The organism is Chryseotalea sanaruensis (assembly GCF_003990915.1).
Classification (GTDB): Bacteria; Bacteroidota; Bacteroidia; order Cytophagales; family Cyclobacteriaceae; genus Chryseotalea; species Chryseotalea sanaruensis.
In genome coordinates, this window is the sequence record NZ_BHXQ01000002.1 from 314,584 (window position 1) to 337,778 (window position 23,195).

17 protein-coding genes are annotated in these 23,195 nt (G+C 39.0%); 11 read left to right on the forward strand and 6 right to left on the reverse strand.

Going from position 1 to position 23,195, the window contains the following annotated elements:
• From SanaruYs_RS05800 to SanaruYs_RS05820, 5 genes are all read right to left on the reverse strand, one after another.
• Positions 1 to 6,570, reverse strand: a complete 6,570-nt coding sequence (locus tag SanaruYs_RS05800) for an FG-GAP-like repeat-containing protein (RefSeq protein WP_160118594.1) — start codon at positions 6,568 to 6,570, stop codon at positions 1 to 3.
• Between the two features lie 26 nt (positions 6,571 to 6,596).
• On the reverse strand, positions 6,597 to 7,334 hold the full coding sequence (locus tag SanaruYs_RS05805) for a Ser-Thr-rich GPI-anchored membrane family protein (RefSeq protein WP_160118595.1): 738 nt from the start codon (positions 7,332 to 7,334) through the stop codon (positions 6,597 to 6,599).
• A 93-nt stretch (positions 7,335 to 7,427) separates the two neighbouring features.
• Positions 7,428 to 7,820 (reverse strand): hypothetical protein, encoded by a 393-nt coding sequence (locus SanaruYs_RS05810; RefSeq protein ID WP_127121588.1) that lies wholly within the window; start codon positions 7,818 to 7,820, stop codon positions 7,428 to 7,430.
• Positions 7,821 to 7,865: 45 nt separating this feature from the next.
• Positions 7,866 to 8,822: a hypothetical protein gene (locus SanaruYs_RS05815; protein ID WP_127121589.1), complete on the reverse strand. Its 957-nt coding sequence runs from the start codon at positions 8,820 to 8,822 to the stop codon at positions 7,866 to 7,868.
• Positions 8,823 to 8,962: 140 nt separating this feature from the next.
• On the reverse strand, positions 8,963 to 9,286 hold the full coding sequence (locus SanaruYs_RS05820) for a Rieske (2Fe-2S) protein (RefSeq protein ID WP_127121590.1): 324 nt from the start codon (positions 9,284 to 9,286) through the stop codon (positions 8,963 to 8,965).
• 64 nt (positions 9,287 to 9,350) lie between these two features.
• Between SanaruYs_RS05820 and SanaruYs_RS05825 the strand changes: the two genes are divergently transcribed.
• The 8 genes from SanaruYs_RS05825 (at position 9,351) to SanaruYs_RS05860 (ending at position 19,347) form a co-directional block, all read left to right on the forward strand.
• Positions 9,351 to 10,655, forward strand: a complete 1,305-nt coding sequence (locus SanaruYs_RS05825) for an amidohydrolase (RefSeq protein WP_127121591.1) — start codon at positions 9,351 to 9,353, stop codon at positions 10,653 to 10,655.
• A 58-nt stretch (positions 10,656 to 10,713) separates the two neighbouring features.
• Positions 10,714 to 11,214, forward strand: coding sequence for a thiol peroxidase (tpx, locus tag SanaruYs_RS05830; RefSeq protein WP_127121592.1), 501 nt, complete (start codon positions 10,714 to 10,716; stop codon positions 11,212 to 11,214).
• A gap of 185 nt (positions 11,215 to 11,399) precedes the next feature.
• Positions 11,400 to 11,921, forward strand: coding sequence for an RNA polymerase sigma-70 factor (locus SanaruYs_RS05835; protein ID WP_127121593.1), 522 nt, complete (start codon positions 11,400 to 11,402; stop codon positions 11,919 to 11,921).
• A 181-nt stretch (positions 11,922 to 12,102) separates the two neighbouring features.
• A complete protein-coding gene (locus SanaruYs_RS05840; protein ID WP_127121594.1) occupies positions 12,103 to 13,077 on the forward strand; it encodes a FecR family protein in 975 nt (324 codons plus the stop codon).
• A 123-nt stretch (positions 13,078 to 13,200) separates the two neighbouring features.
• Positions 13,201 to 16,281 carry a TonB-dependent receptor gene (locus SanaruYs_RS05845; protein WP_127121595.1) on the forward strand — a complete coding sequence of 1,027 codons (3,081 nt, stop codon included), beginning with the start codon at positions 13,201 to 13,203 and terminating at the stop codon, positions 16,279 to 16,281.
• An 11-nt stretch (positions 16,282 to 16,292) separates the two neighbouring features.
• Entirely contained in the window at positions 16,293 to 17,312 is a 1,020-nt protein-coding gene (locus SanaruYs_RS05850; RefSeq protein WP_127121596.1) for a hypothetical protein, read from the forward strand.
• Positions 17,313 to 17,375: 63 nt separating this feature from the next.
• On the forward strand, positions 17,376 to 18,263 hold the full coding sequence (locus SanaruYs_RS05855) for a hypothetical protein (protein WP_127121597.1): 888 nt from the start codon (positions 17,376 to 17,378) through the stop codon (positions 18,261 to 18,263).
• A gap of 4 nt (positions 18,264 to 18,267) precedes the next feature.
• Positions 18,268 to 19,347 (forward strand): phytase, encoded by a 1,080-nt coding sequence (locus tag SanaruYs_RS05860; RefSeq protein ID WP_127121598.1) that lies wholly within the window; start codon positions 18,268 to 18,270, stop codon positions 19,345 to 19,347.
• A 35-nt stretch (positions 19,348 to 19,382) separates the two neighbouring features.
• Here the strand turns inward: SanaruYs_RS05860 and SanaruYs_RS05865 are convergent, their stop codons facing one another.
• Positions 19,383 to 19,526, reverse strand: coding sequence for a DUF2256 domain-containing protein (locus tag SanaruYs_RS05865; RefSeq protein ID WP_127121599.1), 144 nt, complete (start codon positions 19,524 to 19,526; stop codon positions 19,383 to 19,385).
• Positions 19,527 to 19,604: 78 nt separating this feature from the next.
• Here SanaruYs_RS05865 and SanaruYs_RS05870 point away from each other — a divergent pair, with 78 nt between their 5' ends.
• The 3 genes from SanaruYs_RS05870 (at position 19,605) to SanaruYs_RS05880 (ending at position 22,967) form a co-directional block, all read left to right on the forward strand.
• A complete protein-coding gene (locus tag SanaruYs_RS05870) occupies positions 19,605 to 20,423 on the forward strand; it encodes a toxin-antitoxin system YwqK family antitoxin (protein WP_246011855.1) in 819 nt (272 codons plus the stop codon).
• Positions 20,424 to 20,933: 510 nt separating this feature from the next.
• Positions 20,934 to 22,517, forward strand: coding sequence for a hypothetical protein (locus SanaruYs_RS05875; protein ID WP_127121600.1), 1,584 nt, complete (start codon positions 20,934 to 20,936; stop codon positions 22,515 to 22,517).
• A gap of 6 nt (positions 22,518 to 22,523) precedes the next feature.
• A complete protein-coding gene (locus SanaruYs_RS05880) occupies positions 22,524 to 22,967 on the forward strand; it encodes a hypothetical protein (protein ID WP_127121601.1) in 444 nt (147 codons plus the stop codon).
• Positions 22,968 to 23,195: the final 228 nt, after the last annotated feature.

A 23,195-nucleotide genomic window follows, 5' to 3' on the forward strand; every position in this document is an offset into this window, starting at 1 on the left:
TTATTTGTTTATCATAACCTTTACTTGTTTCGTGCTTCTGCCTGTCTTATTGAAAACATTAACTGATATTAATAGTAAGCCCTCGTGATCGCTTAGTGTTGATGCATCAAAAGAAAGTTCGTGGTAACCTCCTTTAAACACTCCTCTTGCTACTGTACCCATGCTTCTGCCCATAACATCACTTATTTCCAACGTTACTTGTTGTTGCTCTCCTCCATTTTCCGGCAAAGAGAATCTTACTGTTGTTTCTTTATTAGTTGGGTTAGGATAAGCACTACTTACAGCAAAAAACTCTGCACCAATTTTCTCTAGCAGATTTACACCAAAGTAAATCTTAAATGTTGAAGACTGTTTTGGATCGAAAATATATGTGCTTGTTTCACGCATGTTAATCACTTGCATGCTACGTTTATCAAGGAGCATAATCTCCTTGTCGTTATTTCCAAAGCCGGTATTATTCCAGCGCATGGTTGCCAAACCGGTTAGGTTCGAGTTAACAGAGAATTCCCACTCTTGATATTGAGCGGTAGGTACGATGTCGCGTGTAAATCTTTTGAAAATATGTTCAGCATGATCAAAATTAATTTCAGCGTAGTCGAAAAATCTTGGAGGGTTAACATCATCAAACTCATCGTAGCTGGCAGAAGCAGATGGATGCATACCTACGCCTGCAAATAAATTATTTATGTGATTGTGCTCCAAAGCTAAAGGCAGATGCCAACTTTCGTCATCAAGGTTTGTTGAAAGGTTATGCTCCATTATTCGTGCACCGGAAGTTTGGCCGGGGAAGGGTACTTGAAGGGTTACCGCGGTCTGCACATTTACAAAACCTCCTTGACCAGGCTGTAAAGTATTTCCATCAGTATATGAACCATTTGCAAATGTTTTGAGTGAACCTACATTTGAAGTTGCGTTATTAAAACTTCTTACATCATCCCAATTAATGGCTACACTATATGGATTGCCTATCTGGTTCCAACCTTGTACAAGATTCATGGTAAATAGGTTTTCCCTATCGTAATCAGGTGAAGTGGAATTAGTGAACAATACTTCTTTGGCACCTATAGCGTTCATGAAATAGCCTTTTCCTCTTTCAATAATTGCAAAGTCAGGATATTCCTGCCATACTTCTGTATTGCCTGATTTACTATAGCGTAACATCCGCCAGGTATCATCTGCTGCTGCTCCAAAAGTTGAAAAGACATCTGCTATGTTAAAGTTATTACCATTCAATTGGTAGGGAATCGCTACAATCCTCCAATCTTGAGCGGTTCCGCCTCCACTCAGTGTAATTCTTGGTGCGTTTGATGTATTAAAAAGAAGTGTTGTTTTATAGTAAGTGTCTGCAACCTCCGGGCTTCTTTTTGTATTGCCTGCCAAATCGGTTGCTACAAAATAATACTCAACACCCATATCATCAGCCATGGTATTAGTGAGTTGGGCAGTCCAGTTATTACCACTAGTATTCGAAGCAGCCACCTGATTAAAATTATTATCAGCAACTTTTCTGTGGAAAAACGTAAGTCCGGTTACCGCTTTATTATCTGTGGCTACAATATTTAAAGTTGCTGGCGAAAAGCCTTTGTCAAGTGTGTTTACAGAAGAGGGGTCATATGTAATAGAAGGTGCAGTTACATCTGGTGCTTCAACAGTTGTAAATGTCCAATTGCCTGATGCAATACCTGCATACTCGTTACCAACGTTATCTACAAAAGCTCCAGCATCAAGTGTTACAGTTAACAACCTCTCATATGGCCAGCCTTCTGCAGGTGCATTAAATGTAATAGCATTAGCCGCAACGGTACCAGTTGCTACATCAACATCTAATACAGTTGTTGCGCCATCTAACACAATAAGTTTTTTACCAGCAGTTGCTGTGACTGTATTGGCAAAAGCTACGGTTAAAGCCTGGTCTATAATAACGTTAACAGCTGCATTGGCGGGGGAAAGACTGGCTAGCTGTGGTCCATTGCCTACGGTGAATGCCCATGCAGTACCTGTAATAACATTGGAAAAATTTCCATAAACATCACTAAAGGCTCCTTCTTCAATGCTTACCGTATAGTTAACTCCCAACTCTAACTTATTGGGAAGGGTAAATTCATATTTGTCACCTGTTTTAACAGCCATTGTAACATCAATTACAAAGAGTTGCGTGGCAGGGTCACTGCTTTTTACAACAATTAGTTTTTTACCAGCTATTGCTATAGACTCTTCATCGAGTGTGATTTCGAGCTTTGTGGATGCTGATACATTTGTAGCACCATTGGCTGGAAGCAGTGTAAGTGTTTGAGGGCCTGTTCCATCCTCAACCACAAGTAATGTTTGATTAGCTGCCACATTGGTAATAGTCTGCTGAAGACCTGAAGGCCAGAATACCCTTACCGTAGCACTATTTTGATTTGCCAAACCAAAGTGAGCCGTTAAACTACTCGTGCTTCCATAACCTGATAGTGACTCAACAGCGCGCATCTGCGTTTTAGCATTGGGTGTTGTTATCTCTATTCGCGCCCCAATGCCTGATCTGTTCGAGTTTACGCCTTGCAATTTTACCTTAAGCCAACGTGTGCTCGTGCCAGGTACTAACGAGTTTTTTAAGAGAATTGTAGGGAAGTTTGCATTCTTACCTGTTGCAATATCTAGGGTTCCGTTATTGTCATAATCAGCAAAGGCAAAGGCAATATTGGTTCTGCTTGCATCAGCCGCTACAAGGTATTCTTGTGCGGTATACTTACTAAAGTTACCAGCACCGTCATTAATATAAAGAACTGCCTGTAAAGAATTCGCTACCACCATATCTAAGTCCCCATCATTATCAATATCGCCCCAGGCACTACCAAAGGATTGGACAGTTTTAGCCTCTGACAAAACGCTGCCTGTCATCTTTGTGAATGTGCCATCGCCATTGTTACTATAAAGCATACTTGGGTAAAAAGGGCTGTTTTCTACTACATAAACATCAAGATCAAGATCATTATCATAATCACCCCATGACAAAGAACGTGACCCCATAAAATAATCTTGTTCAAACACAGTTCCACTTACAGGAGTAAATGTGCCATCTCCGTTATTGCTATACAATTGATCAAAATCATTCGCTGTTGTACTAAACCTACTTCTGATAAAATCCTGATCGCCATCTTTATCATAATCTGCCCAGCTTCCACCCCTGGAGATAGTTGCTTCAGCCGCTATCTCTCCTAGTTCATAGGTTTCAAACTCACTACTGCTATTTTGGGTAAAAAATCTAAAAAAAGTAGAGGATGATGAAACGTCATCTGAAAATACGGCATCAAGTTTACCATCATTATTAAAGTCTGCCATGGATGCAAACCAGTTTAAACCAAAGTTATTGGGGGGCACAAGGTTAGTTCGTGTAAAAGATTTATCACCATTATTAATAAAAATATCTCCTCCGGAAAGGGATCCATTGACAGCAATGTCACTAAACCCATCATTATTGATGTCCCCAACCGAAATAACTCTTAAGGTGGAGGTTTCGAAATCAGATAGTCCTGGAACGTTAATTTTAGTCAGATTTCCAGTTCCGTCATTTTCAAAAACGGTAATGCCAGTAGCTCCAACAGGTGCATTAAACGGGGTTACCAATAAGTCATCGTCATCATCATTGTCAATGTCTATCCAGGCAATACCTTGTGTAGGAAAGTCGTATCCTACTAAACTAATAGCGTCAAATCGCGGTGTTTGGTAAGCTATTGAAACTTCAGCAGAGCTTGTTGTTGCACCACCCAGGCTGGTTGCCACTACTCTGTAATAATAGGTCGTTCCTACAGTTAGGGTACTATTATCAATATATGAAAATGGAGCTGTTGTAAATGCAGATCCAATATCTACAAATCCAGTTCCGGCAGTAGTTGACCTCTGCACTTGATATTGTTGGGCATAGAGTGAACTACCCCAGGTAACCACTACTTCATTCGTACTTTTTACGTAGGCACCAACATTAGTAGGTGCACCAGGAGCAGGGTCTGAAGCATTGAGCGTATACACAGTTGTTTCTTCTCTGTAGGGGGTATAGTTAGGTCTTGTTTTCCAATGTATCGTTAGTGTATTGGTAACTGCGTCCCAAGTGCCATTTCCATCTCCGTAAACTACTCCTGGCAAGAGGTATACATTACCACAAACCTCTCTCATTTGAAATTGAGAAGTAGGTGAAATTCCTGGGCTTATGCCGCTCACAGCGTTTGGATTGAGTAGGCCTGAAATGATATAATTACCAAATCCACCTGTGATACTCACTGGATTATTACTTCCAGCTAAAGTCTGTGTAGTCGCTGTCCAACTCCTATTAGTTGGGATAGTATAAGTTTGACAATTTTCTATAGTTGTTACAGATGCTTCGTTTGTATAGGCAGAATTGCCTGCAGCACCCACAGCCCTCACCCTATAGAAGTACGTGGTGTTATCAAGCGGTACGTTGGTGTTTAGAATTACAAAGTTTAGGCCATTCGGGTTAGCGAAACCCACGCTGTCAAAAGCAGTATTATTGTCTTGTGACCGCTCAATAACAAAATAGGATTCATTATTTGAGTTGTCACTCCATTTCAGGGTTAGGGAAAAAGCCGAATAGCTTTCAACAGTTAAATCAGTTGGGGCAGCGGGTGGTATTACCTGTGTATTACTCTTGTAAACCGGTCCGTAGTGAATAGCTAGATAGGAGAAATTAGCAGGAGAAATAAGAACCTCTAAAGCATAATTGTTTATACCAAAATTGTCATTTTCTACCCAGGCATTCCCACCATCAGTAGAAATATACACTCTGCCATTCGATCCAAGCAGGTAAAGTATATTCTGATTGATTGCCCGTATACGTCCGTAAGAATAAGGAATGCTTTTCTCTTCCCATGTTTGTCCACCATCTGAAGATATCAATAGTTTATATGTATTTGTAATGGCCGTTGCAAAAATCTTATCTTCAAAAACTGTAAAAGCATCAGTTAACTCATAGCCAGCCGGGCTTATATCTGTTGCCTGAAAAGTGGTTGAGTTTATCTTAAAATGTTGCTGCTTGTTAAGTGCATAATTATAAAGATTTATAATAAGGCTTCCGTCAGGCATACTATTTATGCCCGATGTACCATTAATGTAGGTGTCGTTAGGTGAGGGTAACCCAGTGATTAAATTAGTTGTCCATGTAAGACCGGCATCTACTGATACTGTAAGATTAAACTGAGGCGTACCAGCTGTGCAATTGTATGAGGTTACTGTGTAAAAGGTACTAGCATCCAGGTTTTCAAAGTTATTCATATAACTACCACAACCCACCAAAGCCCCTTCAAATACTAAATTCCAGGTGCTCCCATTATCGGTGGATCTTACCAGTTTTTCGCCATAGGCATAAATGGCAGAACCTATTTTTTTTAGACCTATAAAATTTGCATTAAGTGGTGTGTTGTATAAAAAATCCCAGCTCTGCCCATCATCTGTTGATAAAAATAAGCCGAGACCAAGACCTGAAACTCGGATTAGTCTCCCATTATCGGTCATAACGAGGGAGCCCGGCTCATATCCGCCCAGGCCTGTTATACCATTATTTATTTCATTCCAATTAAAGCCACCATCACTTGATTTAAACATGCCCTTTCTCTGACTTACATAAATGGTGTTTACATCAAAAAGAAAGATGCCTTTTAATTCTGAGTACAAGTTGCCATAAATACTCATTGGTGAGGCAACACTTGTCCAGGTTAAAGCACCATCAGTACTTTTCCAAAAAGTACTTTCATTCCTTCCAAGGATATTGTTATAACCCTGCCCTCCATAATAAACAGTACTACCTGCCGCATAAATACGTCCATTATAAAAGTTGGTATCAGAAATAGTTGATTTCACCGATGTCCATGTGTCCCCATTATTGGTTGATTTAAAAGGACCTTGAAAAGTATTAGCATAGATGTCAGACCCACTAAAAGATATAGATGACACTTGGCCATTAACGCCATCAGTCAGCCCTCTGGAGCTGTTTAATTGTGTAAAGCCTAATACACTGTTGGGAGAGTTCGATCTGTAGATAAGATGAAAATCTGTGGCAACGAATAAATAACCTGTATTACTTATCTTAAAGTCGATAACATAAGGCGATGAAGGCAATTGCGTTACATCACCTATCGGCCAACTGGTACCAGCATTGGTAGATCGGTATACAGTACCACCCTGACTTGCAATAAAAAGGAAACCATTAGGGGATATGCGCAAAAATTTAGCATCATTGAATCCATTTGCAGAAACCAATATCCAATTGCTACCCCCATCGGTCGAAGAATATAATCGTGAGTAGCTTACCGCGTATAATTTTCCTGAAACCGGATCTCTTTCAATATTGCGAAGATTATATGGATCTGTGATACCGGTATTTGAAGTTGTCCATGTTGCTCCGCCATCGTCACTGATAACAATACCTTGAACATTGCTTAGACCTACCAATCTGCTATTAGAAAAAACCATGGCCTCCAAACCACCTCCGTAAGGGCCATTTAATGCTGTGTAATTAGTTTGAGCAAAACCACTTAAAGATAATGCTGTCAAAAAAATCAGTATATATTTTTTCATATACATATGCTTACTCAATACAAAAATTAATTACCTGGAAATGGAGGATCCGGAATAGCCGGACCATCATTGGTATCGGGGGTGTCAGTTCCGCCACCACTAGCCAATACCGCTGCAACGCCCACTATTGCTATTGCCGGTATTACTTTTAGCAACATTGGAACGGCCGGTGTTACCATAAAAGGTTTTGATACTGCTACATCTTGTGTGTTACGTGTATCTGTAATTCTTATAATATAATCCTTACCCTTACTCTGCTTCTTTGGAATATACAGCGTATAAGCTCCGTTATTTGGCTGATTTAATGCAGCAACGATTTGCTGTCCGCCATTTAAAAATTCAATGTTGATTGGATTACTATTGCCAGGCTTCCAGTTAATGACATGGTTTTTACCACGCTTCATTTTAGTGGAAGTGGTAATGTTGGTAAACTTTGCTACAGACACAAACTGCTTCCCTCTTACCTCCAATGAAAGTCTGCCTTTATATGGTCCTAGCTCTTCGCGAATGCTCCAGGTTATTTTCCTATCTGTGCCTGGTTTTACTTCATTACCCACATCGCCTGTAACTTTTGTTAAGGCCGTGTTGAAGTTGCTCTGCGAACTATACAGGGCTATCTGATATTCATTATTGGGATTGCTGTCTTCTAAATCGTAGTGCACGATTATCTTTTCACCGGCCAACTCCACGCGTTTAATCGTTACCTTTTGGGCAAATATTGGTGTAGCGGCTAGCAGCAGTAAAGCTATTGCTGTTACTCTCATAGGGGGCATTGGTTTTAAGTAACAATAAAGATACTATAATCACCCATAATACCTTATAAAAGGTACATGTAACTACCCCCAATAAAATTTTGTTTAGCTGTGTTGGCCTCTGGTATAAAGACCATAGTCAAGGAAGTAACGAGAATAAATAGGATAACGCCTCATTTGAATCAATTTTGGCACTTTTCCTTCTTCCTGTTTAATTTCATAGTAATACTCAAAACCCTTCGAAATTTTGATGGTTTGAACAATTTCCTGCCTTTGTCGGGTATGAATATCAAGTATTTTTACTCTAAGGTGAAAAGTGCCTTGAGTACTTTTAATGCGTATGAAGTTTGATGGCGTTTTGTTGTAGAGTTTACCATTTACAAAAACCTGCACAACCTCAGATTTTCTTACAGCACTAATGGCAATACCGGAGGTATAAGCCTGAACCGTTATGCTGACTAAAAAAGCGAAAAAAAATACTATCACCCCTCTTTTCATACCTATTTCTTTACACTTTTTAATAGCAATGCTTATGCCAGAGCTTTAACGAACATTGAGCTCTTTGCGAAGATTAGCGAGCGTATTTTTAAGAGCATCCTGCCAGTTTGCAGCTGCATCCCATTCCTTACCCAAATAAACATTGTCAAATTCAAGCTTTTTAAAGTAGAATTTATAAACACTCTTTTCATCAACAATCTTGATTGGCCTTTTAACTAAGGTATAACCTAATATTTCCAGTGCCTGCTTTTCGGGCAAATGAACTGATTGTAACACATACCAAAAGCCCTTTAGTCTCAATTCTGCATCACTAATGCTGTCGCCAACAAATTCTAATTTAAACGGATAGCTGCTCAATTCATTCTTTAATGCCTCATTATCTTCAACTCTATCAGAAAGTCTCACGGCTAATCTATCTACTCGCAAATCTGAACTGTGTGATTCTATTCTGCTGCCTCGTATTATGCTTATTTTCAAATCAGTTTCAGGCTGATCGTTCACCAAAAAATTTTGCTTTGAAAGTGCATTTTGCGCATCGCGACCTAATTCAAGCAACAGTTCGCCTAATGCAGATTTACTGAGTTGCCATGCAGGCTGTAATGTATTGACAAAACTAAACTTCTGGTTAAATTTTGTCATGGTACAACGGTATTCTTGTTGATCTTTTTGAACAAAAACCAAGTTGCTTATTTCTCGTTTTTGTATTGCCTCAAACAAAGCTTTTCGTACGTCATGTCCACCAAGCAGTTTCTCAATTGCTATAGCCAGTACAGCATCAATTCCAGTAGTAGAAAATGATTCTTGTATTCGCTCAAGCTCTTTCTGAGTCAGGCTACTGCTATAGAATAATAAAGTGCGTCCACTCAAAATCCGCTCAGGCATTTGATTTACAATTGTAAAGCGTTGGAAAAAAAACTCCTCTGTAATTGGCAGACTCTGCGCCTGCAGCGAATAATTAAACAGCAAGAAAAAATTCAATAATAAAATGTAAATCAGTCTCATGGTTTGCTATTGCAAAGAACGAAAAAATGTCGTTTAGATTGTAAGTCTTGTTATGGTAATTTAATATAGTTGACAGTAAGCAGGACAAAATGTGTTTGTCTCAAATAGTTGAATCTATTGTCAACTGTCAATTTAGCATCCTAATCCGGCAATTCAATAAACAAACCTTCATCATTAAGCTTAACGGCAAAAGTTGTTAAATCAGCAGATCGTTGCATACTTTCTCTTCCTGTTCGCAAATCAAAACAGTAGTTATGCCAAGGACAAATGATTTCGTTACGATAGTTAACATGTCCCTTACTCAAGGATTCTTTATTGTGTGTACAAAAATCATCAACTGCAAAAAACTGCTCTCCTTTGCGAACCAAGGCAATTCTATACTGATCTACTAATACCCGTCTTGGCTTACCCTCAGCCAATTCCGCAAAAGCCTGCTCCGGTTGTGTAAAGATTTTTACCCACATAACGATTTACCTTTGCTTACCATGCCCATTTTTCTACCTTCGGTTTTAGTCATAACCTAAACGTATGAAAAATTTATTAATGAGTGCAGTGCTTTGTATGCTAACACTTACAGTTACTGCACAGGTAAGCCCTAAACTGCAAGCAAAAGTGATGCAGCAGGCAGCCACTATAGAACCTCGCATGATTGAATGGAGACGACATATCCATCAATATCCTGAATTATCTAACCGAGAAGTTAAGACTGGTGAGAAGATTGCCGCTCATCTTAAGTCACTCGGTATAGAGGTACAAACGGGTGTGGCACATACCGGTGTAGTGGGCATACTAAAGGGCGGTAAGCCAGGGCCGGTAATTGCTTTGCGTGCCGATATGGATGCATTACCAGTAACTGAACGCAATAGCCTCCCCTTCGCTTCTAAAGAACGTACAACTTTTAATGGACAAGAAACAGGAGTAATGCATGCTTGTGGTCATGACACCCATGTAGCTATGCTAATGGCAACTGCGGAAATACTTGCCCAAAACAAAAGTGAGTTAAGGGGAACAGTGAAATTTATTTTTCAACCTGCCGAAGAAGGTGCGCCAGCCGGTGAGGAAGGTGGCGCTAGTTTAATGGTAAAACAAGGTGTGCTTGAAAATCCCAAAGTAGATGTAATCTTTGGTGCACATATTCAATCTATAGCTCCACTGGGACGCATTACTTACAAGCCCGCTGGTTTAATGGCTGCTTCGGATTGGTTTAAAATCAAAGTTTATGGTAAACAAGCACATGGTTCAGCTCCATGGGGTGGCATCGATCCAATTGTTGTGTCGGCTCAGATCATTAATAGTTTACAAACCATTGTTAGCCGATCTGTTAACTTAACACAAGAACCTGCAGTAGTCACTGTTGGCCGCATTAATGCTGGTATTCGTGAAAATATTATTCCTGAATATGCAGAAATGGCAGGCACCATCAGAACGCTTGATACAAAAATGCAGGACGAAATCCATGAGAAAATGAGAGTGATGGTAACTAAAGTTGCGGAAAGCATGGGAGCCAGAGCTGAAATTGAAATTCAAAAAATGACACCTGTAACATATAATGATCCGGCACTTACTGAAAAAGTAGTAGCCAGCTTACAGAAAGCTGCAGGTGAAAGCAACGTTGTAAGAATCCCCTCTGTAACTGGTGCTGAAGACTTTGCGTTCTATCAGCAAAAGGTTCCTGGTTTCTTTTTCTTCGTTGGTGCTTGTCCTCCAGACAAAGATCCATTGAAGGATGCAGTAGGTCATCATACTCCTGACTTTATAATTGATGAACGCGGCATGCTGGTTGGACTGAAAGCAATGCTTAATCTGACGCTGGATTATATGTATGCTAAGTAAATCTTGATGAACTTTATTGAAGCCCTTTTGTTAACAAATAGAAATTAAACCAACAATCATGTCAAAAATTACCTTGGGCGGAAAGCCCACCAATACCAATGGAGAGCTGCCAGCTGTAGGCAGTGCAGCCCCTGATTTCATCCTTACAAATGCTGCCGATATGAGTGAGGTGTCATTGAAAAATTATGCAGGCAAAAATGTCGTTATGAACATTTTTCCTAGCGTTGATACTGGTGTATGTGCAGCCTCTGTGCGTAAGTTCAATGCAGAGGCAAGCAAACTTGATAATACAGTAGTGCTTTGCATTTCTAAAGATTTACCGTTTGCAATGAAGCGCTTCTGTGGTGCCGAGGGATTAAATAACGTAGTAACCCTCAGCGATTACCGCAACAAAGGCTTTTCAAAAAACTATGGTGTTGAAATTACTGATGGCGCTTTTGAAGCTTTAGATGCACGCGCTGTAGTTATTGTTGGCACTGATGGTAAAGTGAAGCATACTGAGCTCGTTCCTGAAATTGGTCAAGAGCCTAATTACGAAGCAGCCATCAAGTCACTCTAAAACTATTACAACTTCTTGTATCCTAAACTCCTTGAACGTAAACGTTCAAGGAGTTTTTTTTGATCGCTTTAAAAAATTAACTATTTGTTAACATCTCAGACCTAAAGGAGTAATGGCAAAAGAGAATTTTTACATGAATTCTTTCCTTGCCTACACCAACACAAGATATCGCACTTTTTCAATCAATGAAACAAGGTAATCGCCTTGCTTTCAACTCACTTTTTCTGGCCTATTATAAAAGCCTTTGCCAATTCGCCTATCAATACACCAGAAATAAAGAAGAAACAGAAGAGATCGTAAGTGATGTTTTCTTCTCCCTTTGGCAAAATAAAGACCGGATAAACATTGAGCAGAGCGTAAAGGCTTATTTATACACGTGCGTAAAAAATGCTTCCATTGCGTTGGTTAAAAAAAGACAGCCACTTTTTAATGACCTTGAAGATGTACTGCATAGCTATGCAGCGCGACACCATGAACCAGACCGCATACATGAATACATTGAACTTAAAGAGTATTTCAATCAAGCCGTAGAAAGTTTACCCATCCGTTGCAAACAGATTTTTATCCTCAATAGGTTTGATAATTTAAAGTATAAGGAAATTAGTGTGCTTCTGAATATTTCTGAAAAAACTGTTGAGAATCAAATTATCAAAGCGCTTGTCGTACTCCGAAATGCATTAAACAGATATACAACCAAGCACTATTAAATCTTCCCAATTTCCTTACACTTTCTTACAGTAATACTCAGACAAATCCATTCAATACATTTTAATTGTGCTTTCTTTCCCCAGATTGCTCCTCCCTTAACAAAGAGGTAATGTATTCTTAACACCACAACATAGTGGTACTGTGCTCCCATTTCACTCTAAGCATATAGTAACAAATGCTATGGAGGAAAATATCCCAAAAGAACTTATTGTCAGGTATCTATCAAATGAGGCAAATTCCGATGAACAGATTCAACTGTTTGACTGGATTTCGCTTAATGTCGAGAATCAAAAGAGATTCAATGAGTTTTGCGAAGTCTGGAATAAAAACTATACCCACCCCGAAGAGTTTAAAGAGCAACAAGCACTTTATTCATTAAATAATAAAATCGATAGCCTTGCACCAATAGCCAAGAAAAAAACAAACTGGCTAAAGGTTGCAGCACTAATAGGCATTCTTGCCTTAACCGCCACTACGCTTTTTGTATATTCTATAAAGTCAGTTTCGTCTGAAATAACTTATGTTGTTAAAACTAATCCGCCTGGGCAAAAATCCCAGCTTCAACTAAGCGATGGTTCAATAGTCTACTTAAATGCTGGCAGCAGTATAGAATTACCTGAACAATTCAATGATAAAATTCGCGAGGTACACTTGCTGAAAGGGGAGGCTTTCTTCGAAGTCCAAAGAGACTCACTTCGTCCGTTTATTATTAGCACAGGTGCTGTACAAACAAAAGTATTAGGAACATCCTTTAACATAAAATATGATGAGCTAACTACAGAAGTAGCAGTTAGAAGTGGACTCGTTAGTGTTTCTAACAATCAAAGCGCTGAGCTACTCACTGTAAATGAAAAACTGACTATAACAGGCAATCAAATTATCCGAGAGCAGGCAAACCTGGAATCAATTCTGGCCTGGAGAAACAATACTTTAATTCTAGACAATTTAAACCTTGCTGATGCCGCTGCAAAAATTGAGATGTGGTATGGAGTTGAAATATCCTTTGCCAACAGCGCAATTCTAGATTGCAAAATAGCAGGCAAGTATAAAAACCAAACACTTGAAAACGTACTAAAGGCAATTGCCTATGCTACCGAAATTGAATTTGAAATCAAAAATAAGGAGGTGAAAATATCTGGAAAAGGATGCCACTAAAAGAACCAGAGCCATAGTGGCTCCGGCTAAAAATTGAATAACACTGTCCGCTTCTTCCAGGAAATAGAGCAGTGCATTCAACAGCTAAGTCAATCTGTAATCAACTTAAACTATTTCAAAAATATGCAAAAAAGATTACCCAAACTTATCCGGGTACTACACATGACAACCAAATATGCCCTGACAATACTGTGCATACAGTGCCTGACCCTAAACTTGCTTTTTGCAAATAATGGGAATGCCCAAAATTTGTATGCAGTGCCCCTTTCACTTAATGCTAAAAACAAAAGTATAAGCGAGGTTTTTACACTTATCGAAAAGGAAACAGACTTTACTTTTACCTATAATCCTAAAAAAGTTGATTTGAGCAAACTTATCACGTTGGCTGAAACTGATAATTCTTTAGGTAAAGTCTTGGATAAAATATCAAAAACAAATCAGATAAGTTTCCGACAGATCAATACCATTATTGTTGTAAACGCTGTCTCTGCAAAAGAATCATCAGCGTTAGGAAGCGTAAGTGGAAGAATAGTTGATAAACAACTAAATGAAACTTTGCCCGGTGCCAGTATTAAAGTAGTTGACAGTAATGTAGGAACAGTTACAGACCTCAATGGAGAGTTTACTTTACGTGTTCCAGAAGGCGAAATAACACTTGAGTTTACTTACATCGGCTTTAAGAAAGAAGTGCAAAAAGTTAATGTAGTCGGTAATGCTAATATATTTATTGAAGTAAAAATGAGCAGCGATATTCAGGAACTTGAGAATATTGTTGTTACAGGAACACTACAAGGGCAACAGCGAGCTTTAAACCAGCAAAAATCTGCAGATAATATTAAGAACATCGTCAGTGCTGATCAAATTGGTCGTTTCCCTGATGTGAATGTGGCCGAAGCTTTACAACGATTGCCTGCAGTAAACATTGAACGTGATCAGGGAGAAGGTCGTTACGTATTAGTACGTGGTCTTGCTCCGCAATTTACCAACATCAGTATCAATGGTGAACAAGTTCCCTCACCTGAAGCGGGTGTGCGTTATGTTGCCTTAGATGCAGTACCTGCAGACCAGCTTGCTTCTATTGAAGTTTCAAAAGCCATCACACCAGATATGGATGGTGATGCTATTGGTGGTAGCGTTAATTTAATTACAAGAACAGCGCAAAGCGAAGAAACGTCCATTAGGGCATCTGCACTAATGGGTTATAATGATATTGTCGGAAGAGCAAACCTCCAAGGTTCACTTGAAGTGAGCAAACGTTTTTTAAATAATAAGCTTGGTGTGATGCTCAACTCCAGCTATTATGAAACAGACAGAGGCTCAGACAACTGGGAACGCGATGGCGATGAAATGGAAATTCGTGATTATGAGTTGGTGAGAACAAGATTGGGGCTTAGCAGTACCATCGATTATAAAATTAATAATCAAAATGAGCTTTACTTCCGCACGCTCTACAACAAGTTTACAGATCGTGAGCAACGCAGAACGTACTTATTAGTTCCTAATGTTGATAACTCACCATTTGAAAGCAACGAAATAGAGCGTGCCACAAAAGACAGACTCGAAAAACAAATTGTAAGCAGCTTTAACCTAGGTGGTAAACATACTTTCGCAAAGCTAAATCTCGATTACGAAGTAGCATATGCTGAAGCCATTCAAGATACACCCTTTGATATTGAAGTAAATACTGTAGGCGAGTTCGATGACATTCAAATCGATTTTGCAACCAATCCTGAGTACCCAACCTTTACCATAAATGGAGTAGGTAACCTTAATCCAAACAACGATTACCTTAATAATGCTAACTATGAATTCGATGAATTTGTAAGTGGTCGTACGTATGCGCTGGATGTAAACAAAACTGCAAAGTTTAATATCGGCATTCCTTATCAACTTGGAAATGGTGATGGCCTTTTCAAATTTGGTGGTAAGGCCCGTTTGAAAGAGAAAAGTTTTGATATCACTGAAAATGTTTTCGGCTGGGCTGGTGGTGATGTTGTTTTCGGAGATTTAGAAGGTGATTACACATTAGAGAAATTTCAAGGTGGTCCTGCGGGCGAATTCCTTAACGGCAAATACTTGATCAGGCCAAATATTGATGTTAGTCGTGTGATGAATCACTTCAATAATAACCGCAACGGATACGAGCTGGATGTAGAAGGCAAGTTGGCAACAGAGGCAGTAGAATCATACAAAGCCACTGAAGATGTGTATGCTGCTTATGCTATGACTAAAGTTCAATTGAAAAAACTAATGGTCTTAGCTGGTTTACGTTATGAAACTACTAAAGTGGGTTATCAATCAGAAGAAGTATACTATGATTTTGAAGGTGACTTAGATGAGATCGTTCCCGTATCTGGCGAAACAGACTATGCATTCATACTCCCTCAAGTTCATGCCAAGTACCGTATTAATGAAAGCACCAACATCCGTTTTGCTGCAACACGTAGTTATTCTCGTCCTAACTTCGAGAGCATCGTTCCTGCACAGGAAATTGATTTGAATGCACGAGAAGGAAGTGTTGGGAATCCTTTGTTAAAACCCGTATCAGCAACCAATATTGATCTTTTAGGTGAAAAGTATTTCGGAACTGTAGGTATCCTTTCGGGGGGTGTTTTCTATAAGCGTTTAGATGATTTCATTTTCAATAAACGTTTTGAAGTAAGCTCTTATAATGGCCGCAACTTCGGTACTGATATTCAACTTACACAGGCGCAAAATGGCGAAGAAGCTAATTTACTGGGTGTGGAATTAGCCTACCAACAAAACCTGCTTTTCCTTCCCGGTAAATTAAGCGGACTCAGTGTTTATGCTAACTACACCTTTACAAAATCCGCTGCCAATATTCAGTCACGCGAAGACATAAACGAAACAGAGGAAGTTCGCTTGCCTGGTCAGGCTAAGCATGTTGGAAACTTCTCATTGGGATATGATCTGGGTCGCCTTAACATTCGCTTGTCCAGCAATTTCAATGGAGAATACATTACCGAACTTGGTGATGATGCTAGCGAAGACCTTTTCGTAAAAGATCGCGTACAGTTAGATGCTACGGCAACCTTTACCATTAATCCAAAATTCCGTGTGTTTGCTGAGTTTCTTAACATCACCAACCAGCCATTTGAAGTATATCAGGGTACCGAGACTCGCTTCATTCAGCGCGAATTCTATTCGTGGTGGACGCGCATCGGTGTAAAGTTTGACTTTTAATACCATAAGACATGACTAAGAAAATTTATCAGATATTAATCCTTGCCAGTATGCTTACACTGGCCGGCTGTGCGGATAATGAATTAGACGTAACACCCAACGACAGCAATTTCCCATTTCAATTGATTGTTGATACCGATGAGGGAGGCGATCTGGCAGATGCCGAGGACTATGGACTTGAAATAAAATTTGCAGATTATTTGGGCGAATTACCTTCAGAAACCATCACATTGTATTACGATATTGAAGGCGAGGATAGTTTCGAAAATGCAGTAACAATTGACAAAGTGGTTTACGAAGTGGAAATTGATGATTGCGTGTACGAACGTGAATTAGATTTCGACCCCATCGCAAAAACCATAACCGTTGTAAGCGATGAGGATCTTGGTTCTTTGCCAGAGGCTTTTGAAGTAGTGTTTCTCTTACCGGGAGCCGATGACACTGAGGGTACTTTCGAGTTTACGATAACCGATCTGCAATCAACTAATAAAAATATTATTGTTGGTGAGTCTTCCGTTTTCGAATATGAGGTGTTGGATATCGATATAGCCGGTCAGTGGATCTGGGAGCTCTCTTCCGAAGATGATCTCGAATCATTTAAAGAAGTTTTTAGTGTAATCTCTCCTGATCTGGCTGATCTTGCCTTCGAAGATATTCTTGAGGACGATGGTGTTAGAATTATTCGTGTTCAGTTTGAATACGGTGAAATGAAATTTGAAATAGAATTAGCCAAAGAAGAAATTGTTTGTGAAGAAGGAGAGTCAGAAATAGAAAATAAGCAATTAGAAATTGAGGCCGAATATGATGCGGAAGACGGAGAACTCATCTTAGAAGGGAGCCATATTATCCTGAACGAAGGTGATGGAGAGATAGAAGACGAACTGGATTTCATGGTTATTGCAGTCTACGAGATTAACGAAGAAGATCAAAGCATCACCTTTACCTTCCAAAAGATTATCGATGAAGATAATTATGAAGAAGGTGACGAGCTTTTTTCTGCTACCAGCGTTTTCACCTTTGTAAAGGACTAATAAAGTAAACAAAAGAGCTTCCTGAAGTCGAAAGGAAGTTCTTTCTTTGCAAAATTTTATTCCATGCGCCAGAACATCATCTTACTTTCCCTTGTGTCTCTTCTCTTTACTGCCTGTAACAAAAAACCAGGACAACCAGTATCTGACAATACCCTTTTTACTAGTGCCAACGGTTCGAATAATCTAGACAATCCTAAGATTAATGAAGCCTCTGGCTTAGATGCCGGGATTGTGAATAAAGGTAAATTCTGGACACACAATGATAGTGCCGGTGATCCTGAAGTTTACCTGATCGATAGCCTGGGTAAACATGTGGGAACCGTTGTGCTTGAAGGCTTAGTAAACAGAGATTGGGAAGACATTACTGTTGGCTCTGGCCCTGAAAAAGGTAAGAGCTACGTTTACGTAGCTGAAATTGGAGACAACAATGCTGTACACGATGTTAAATATATTTATCGTTTTGAAGAACCACTGCTGCAGCAAGATCAAGTACTCAGCATCACTGATATTGACACAATCGCCTTTCAGTTTGATGACGGCAAACGGGATTCAGAAGCCTTAATGATAGATGATGTGACAGGCGATTTGTATATTTTCAGTAAGCGTGAAAAACAAATCAGCCTGTATACCCTTCCATTTCCACAACGCACCGATACATTTTTAATAGCCACCAAACAGCTTACCATGCCGCTTACTCAAATTGTAGGGGCTGACTTTAATACCATTACAGGTGAAGTGCTCTTAAAAAATTACGATTCGGTGTATTACTGGAAAAGAAATGAAGCTGAAAGTATTGTAGAACTTCTTCGTAACAAAGCACAAACTTTACCATACGAACCCGAGCCTCAAGGAGAATCCATCTGTTTCGATTCGCATGGCAAGGGCTATTATACAGTTAGCGAAGAAGCGAAAGGCGTAAAACCTGCCTTACTCTTTTATAAAAGAAACTGAATTAATGAAAACCTTAAATAGCATTTTCAAACTAAGTACACTAAGTTTTTTAATCATCCATTGTTCTCCTAAAACTGAGAACAAAACAATTGTAGAAAGCGATACCACCGCCATTATACCAGTGGTGGTTACACAAAAAGTAAAACACGATAGCGATGATCCTGCCATCTGGATTAATCCGCAAGACTCCACACAAGTACTTATTATTGGTACTGATAAAGGTGGTGATACAGGGGATGGTGGTTTGTTTGCTTTCGACTTGTCTGGTAACGTTGTTGATAGTGTTCGTCCGCTTAAAAGACCTAATAATGTTGACATTGCTTATGGTTTAAACATAAATGGAAAGCGTGTTGACATCGCAGTTTGTACAGAACGCAATGCCAAAAGTATCCGTGTTTTCAGTTTGCCCGATTTAGAAGCACTGGACAACGGAGGTATATCGGTTTTTGATGGTGAGGCAGATTCCTTGCGCGACCCGATGGGAATAGCCTTGTACACCAATCCGGCTGATCAAAAAATATATGCCATTGTTGGAAGAAAAACCGGGCCACAAGATGGTACTTACCTTTGGCAATATTTATTGGAAGATGATGGAAGTGGTGTTGTGAAAGCCAGCTTAAAAAGAAAATTCGGTTTCTTTAGTGGTAAAAAAGAAATCGAGTCTATTGCAGTCGACAATGAGCTTGGCTTTATTTATCACTCAGATGAGCAACACGGCATTCATAAATCATATGCCCACCCCGACAGCAGCAATGTAGAGCTTGCCCTTTTCGGCACATCAGGTTTCACAGAAGACATAGAGGGGATATCCATTTATAAAACTGATAATAAAACCGGTTATATACTTGTATCCGATCAACAAGCTAATATGTTTCGTGTATTCCCCCGCGAAGGGAGCCAGGGTAAGCCACTCGAACATCCAGAAATTTCTTTCTTTCTTGCCTCAACTTCAGAAAGTGATGGGAGTGATGTAATCAATGCAGCACTGCCAGGGTTTCCAAGAGGAATATTCATAGCCATGAGTGACGATGCCACCTTTCAATTTTATGACTGGCGTGAGATCAGCAAAAAAATAGTTCGATAACGTTACCGGGCAGGTCTTTGATCTGCCCGGTTCTTTTAACATCTTGCTTCTTTCCGGCATCGGTCACTGCAGTATTTAACTTCTTCCCAGTTCTTCTCCCACTTCTTGCGCCAGGTAAAAGGCTTTTGGCAAACCACGCATACTTTCTGGGGTAAATAGGACTTATTGCCTTTACTCATATTCCTTAAACACAATTTTCTGGGTAGGGTTAAAGCATTCCTTAAAAAATAAAATTACCGTATCTTCGTTTTATGTTCATGCGCACAATACTGCTTGGTTGCTTTCTATTCCTTTCTTTTTCACTGCTGGCGCAGGAAGAGACAGGCGATGCTGAAGATAGACCTTTTACTATAGATGGTGCCTATCAGTTAGACCTGAGTCAAAAAGACGATTCTATTGCCAGTCCTAAAAAGAAGAAAGTAAAGAAGCGGGTCTTTTATGGTATTAAAACCAAAAAAGGCATGACCCGAAAAGGCACCGGTGAGCGCATTGTTTTTGAGAAGTTCTTCATACTTAAAACACCTGAGAATCCACAGACTTTCGTCAGGGATGTCTATTGGTTTGATTATGAACGCACAGAAGTTCGCAAGACAGCCCCTTCAAAGTTTGATCCCAAAAAAGGTATACTCTTACATGGCCCTTATGAAAAGTTTATGCTGGGTGGTGTAACGCTAGAGAAAGGCATTTTCTACAAAGGCACTAAGCACGGTCGCTGGATGCGCTACAACCGTGATAGTGTGCTACTCGATAAAGAAAAATATTTCAGAGGATGGCCTAAAGAATCACAACTTACATACTATGATCCATTTGAAAGAAAAAAGCTAAAAGAAATTATTCCGATCGAATATGGTGAAAGAGAAGGTTACTATTACCTCTTCCACGAAAATGGAAAACCTGCTGTGGTAGGTGAATATAAGTTCGGTAAAAGAATAAACGACTGGATTGAATACTATCCTGATGGCAGACGTAAAAAAATAATTTCCTTCCCAAAAGAACCCTTTGATCCTGAAACAAAAGCTTTTGTACGTGTAGAGTGGAATGAGAAAGGAAGGGAGATTTACAGGAAGGTGAGATAAGTTTATTTGAATACTCTCACGTGAATCTCAAATTCAAAATTTGAAATTCGGAAGCACTATCCCAAGGTCTGCGACCTTAACTTTAGTAGGTTGCTTCACTTCCAATAAGTTAGAAGGGGGAATTAAAAATTCTTTGATACGGCTTCCGGATTGTAAATCCGGAAGAGCTATGAATTTACAATTCGGAAGTTCTATCCTAAGGTCTGCGACCTTACCTCTTTCATAACGATTTTATAGCGATAAATTCTAAAAGCTAATTAAAATTTCTTTATAGGATTTCCGGTTTTTAAATCCGGAAGAGTTAGCAGAGCTAACTTATTGGAATAAAAATAGAGTTGAACTTTCTGAATGATTTTATGGCTTTTTTAAGATATAAAAAAGCAAAATTTTACGATCTGTAAGGGCGAAATTGAAAGAAAATGTGTGATCCGAAAAAACTTTCGAAAAATAATATTACATTCTTTTACATTTAAGAATTCAACTCTCTGTGCAGCATTAAAAAAATAATTTATGAGAAAGATTTTTTTGGGCATTTCCACGCTATTCCTGTTATCTCTTACATCCTGTTTAGATGAAAGTGTGTATGAAAAAGAAACTGTGTATAAAGAAGATATACTCGATTACTTCGATGCATTAATGGTTTCAACTAAAGGAGAATTCAATGATGAGATATCCGAATTTAAAAATTCAATAAATTTTCGAAAAGTTGAAACATATGATTTGCGAACAACTGAGAAAATTATTTCAGCGGAAATTACAAGTTTAAATTCTTTCCAAGATGCTGAGAGAGTAAAAGCCATATTTTTTCTTAATAATGGTAAAATTGTACGATCGAATATTGTGACTTTCGATCATGAAATGCATTTTGATAAACATGATGATATTATTGTTTCCATCTTAAATATGGATGCAAGCACACAAATATACACAGGTCGCATGACTGTCTATAATGCATTTCAAAAACTATTAATGTATAACATTTACGAAAGCGGTAAACTAGTAGAAAATGCAATGGCTCGTATAGACGCTGGTGCTAACCCTACTTCAGGCAAAACAAATGGTTGCACAAATTGGTATTTAATTACAACAACATACTATTCTGACGGTAGCACTACCACAACGACAGAATACCTTTATACCAGTTGTAGTGGTGGTAATTGTGAAGAACAAGCCTCGAGGGGTAGTAAAATAAATTGTGGCGGTGGACCTTGGACTGGTGGTGCCGGAAGCCCAGCGGGTAGTAATCCTAGTTTTCCAAGCCTCCCAGCAAATGGAGATGTTTATGAATTCACTAACGCGAATGGAGAATACACAAAATATCAATTTGATAGTCAGAAAGGTATATGGGTAGTAATAGAACGTATACTTCCACCCATTACCATTATATTAGAACCAGAAAATTATCCGTTTTTAATGATTCAATGGCCAGTGCATAATCAAAAGGTATTTGGCACTGATCTATTTACTTATACCTATGATGGAGGTTCTGGAAATTGGAACGGAGAACCTACAAATGTTGTAATTTCTCCAGATCGTCCTATAAGTAACATGACAGACTATCTAAAGTGCTTTACATCAACTCAGAGTGCTACTGTTACAATCTATGTGGATCAGCCTGTTGAGGGATCAAATGACGCATATGCCATAACATGGGGAGGTGCAGTTGTTGGGCACACTTTTGTTTCAATTACTCAAGGTTCTAACAGAAGTGTATTCGGCTTTTATCCATCTACTGATGAGACAAGCCCCACAAGTCCGCCAGAACCAAGCGTGATGGGGGATGATAGTGGTGAAGGCTTTGATGCAAGTATATCAATTACTATTTCTGGACCTATTCTTCAACAAATTCTTCAGTATGTTATAAACTATAATGCAACTTATGATTTAGATAACTACAATTGTTCAGATTTTGGGATAAGTGTCGGTAATCTTGCTGGTCTAGCGTTACCTGATTCCTATGGTTCATGGCCTGGTGGAGGGGGATCTAATCCGGGCGCTTTAGGTCAGCATATAAGGAGTAGAAGTTCCTCTGGAAATATCAGTGTTAATAAAGTTGGAGGAAATGCACCAACTAACAATAGAAACTGTAATTAATAGTTTATGAAAATCATACAAAAAATATTTATTATAATGCTGTTAGGCAACATAGCTTGTTCTTTTAACAACAAAGAACAAGTTATAGAAAAATTTATCACTGATCTGAAAAACAATGATATCTCTAACGTTAGTTTAATTACAAAATACTATGAAAATCAAGACAAAAGTCAAAATGAAATATTACACTTGCTCTCACATCAAATTGATTTGCTACGGACTAAGTTATTAAATGATTGCCCAATGCTTAGCATCCAAAGGCATGATGGTAACTCTGATCTTGTTAAGTCTTTCAAGCTGAAAACTGAGGGGTATGATGTTGATAATATTTTCTACATTATCTGTAATGATGTAATCATCACCCCTGTTTTACTGGAAGCAGAGAAAATTAAATCCATTTCAACATACTCTAAAACCGAAACCGGTTCAAGGATTTTTGTTATTCTCTAAATATAACTGCTATAGCGAAATGCTTGCGCCTATCCCTGCTCCCTGCCCTGCTCTTCCGAATTTGCAATTCGGAAGTTCCATCTTAAGGTCTACGACCTTACCTCTTTCACAACGATTTTATAGCGATAAATTCTAAAAGCTAATTAAAATTTCTTTTATAGGATTTCCGGTTTTTAAATCTGGAAGAGTTAGCAGAGCTAACTTATTGGAATAAAAATAGGGTTGAAC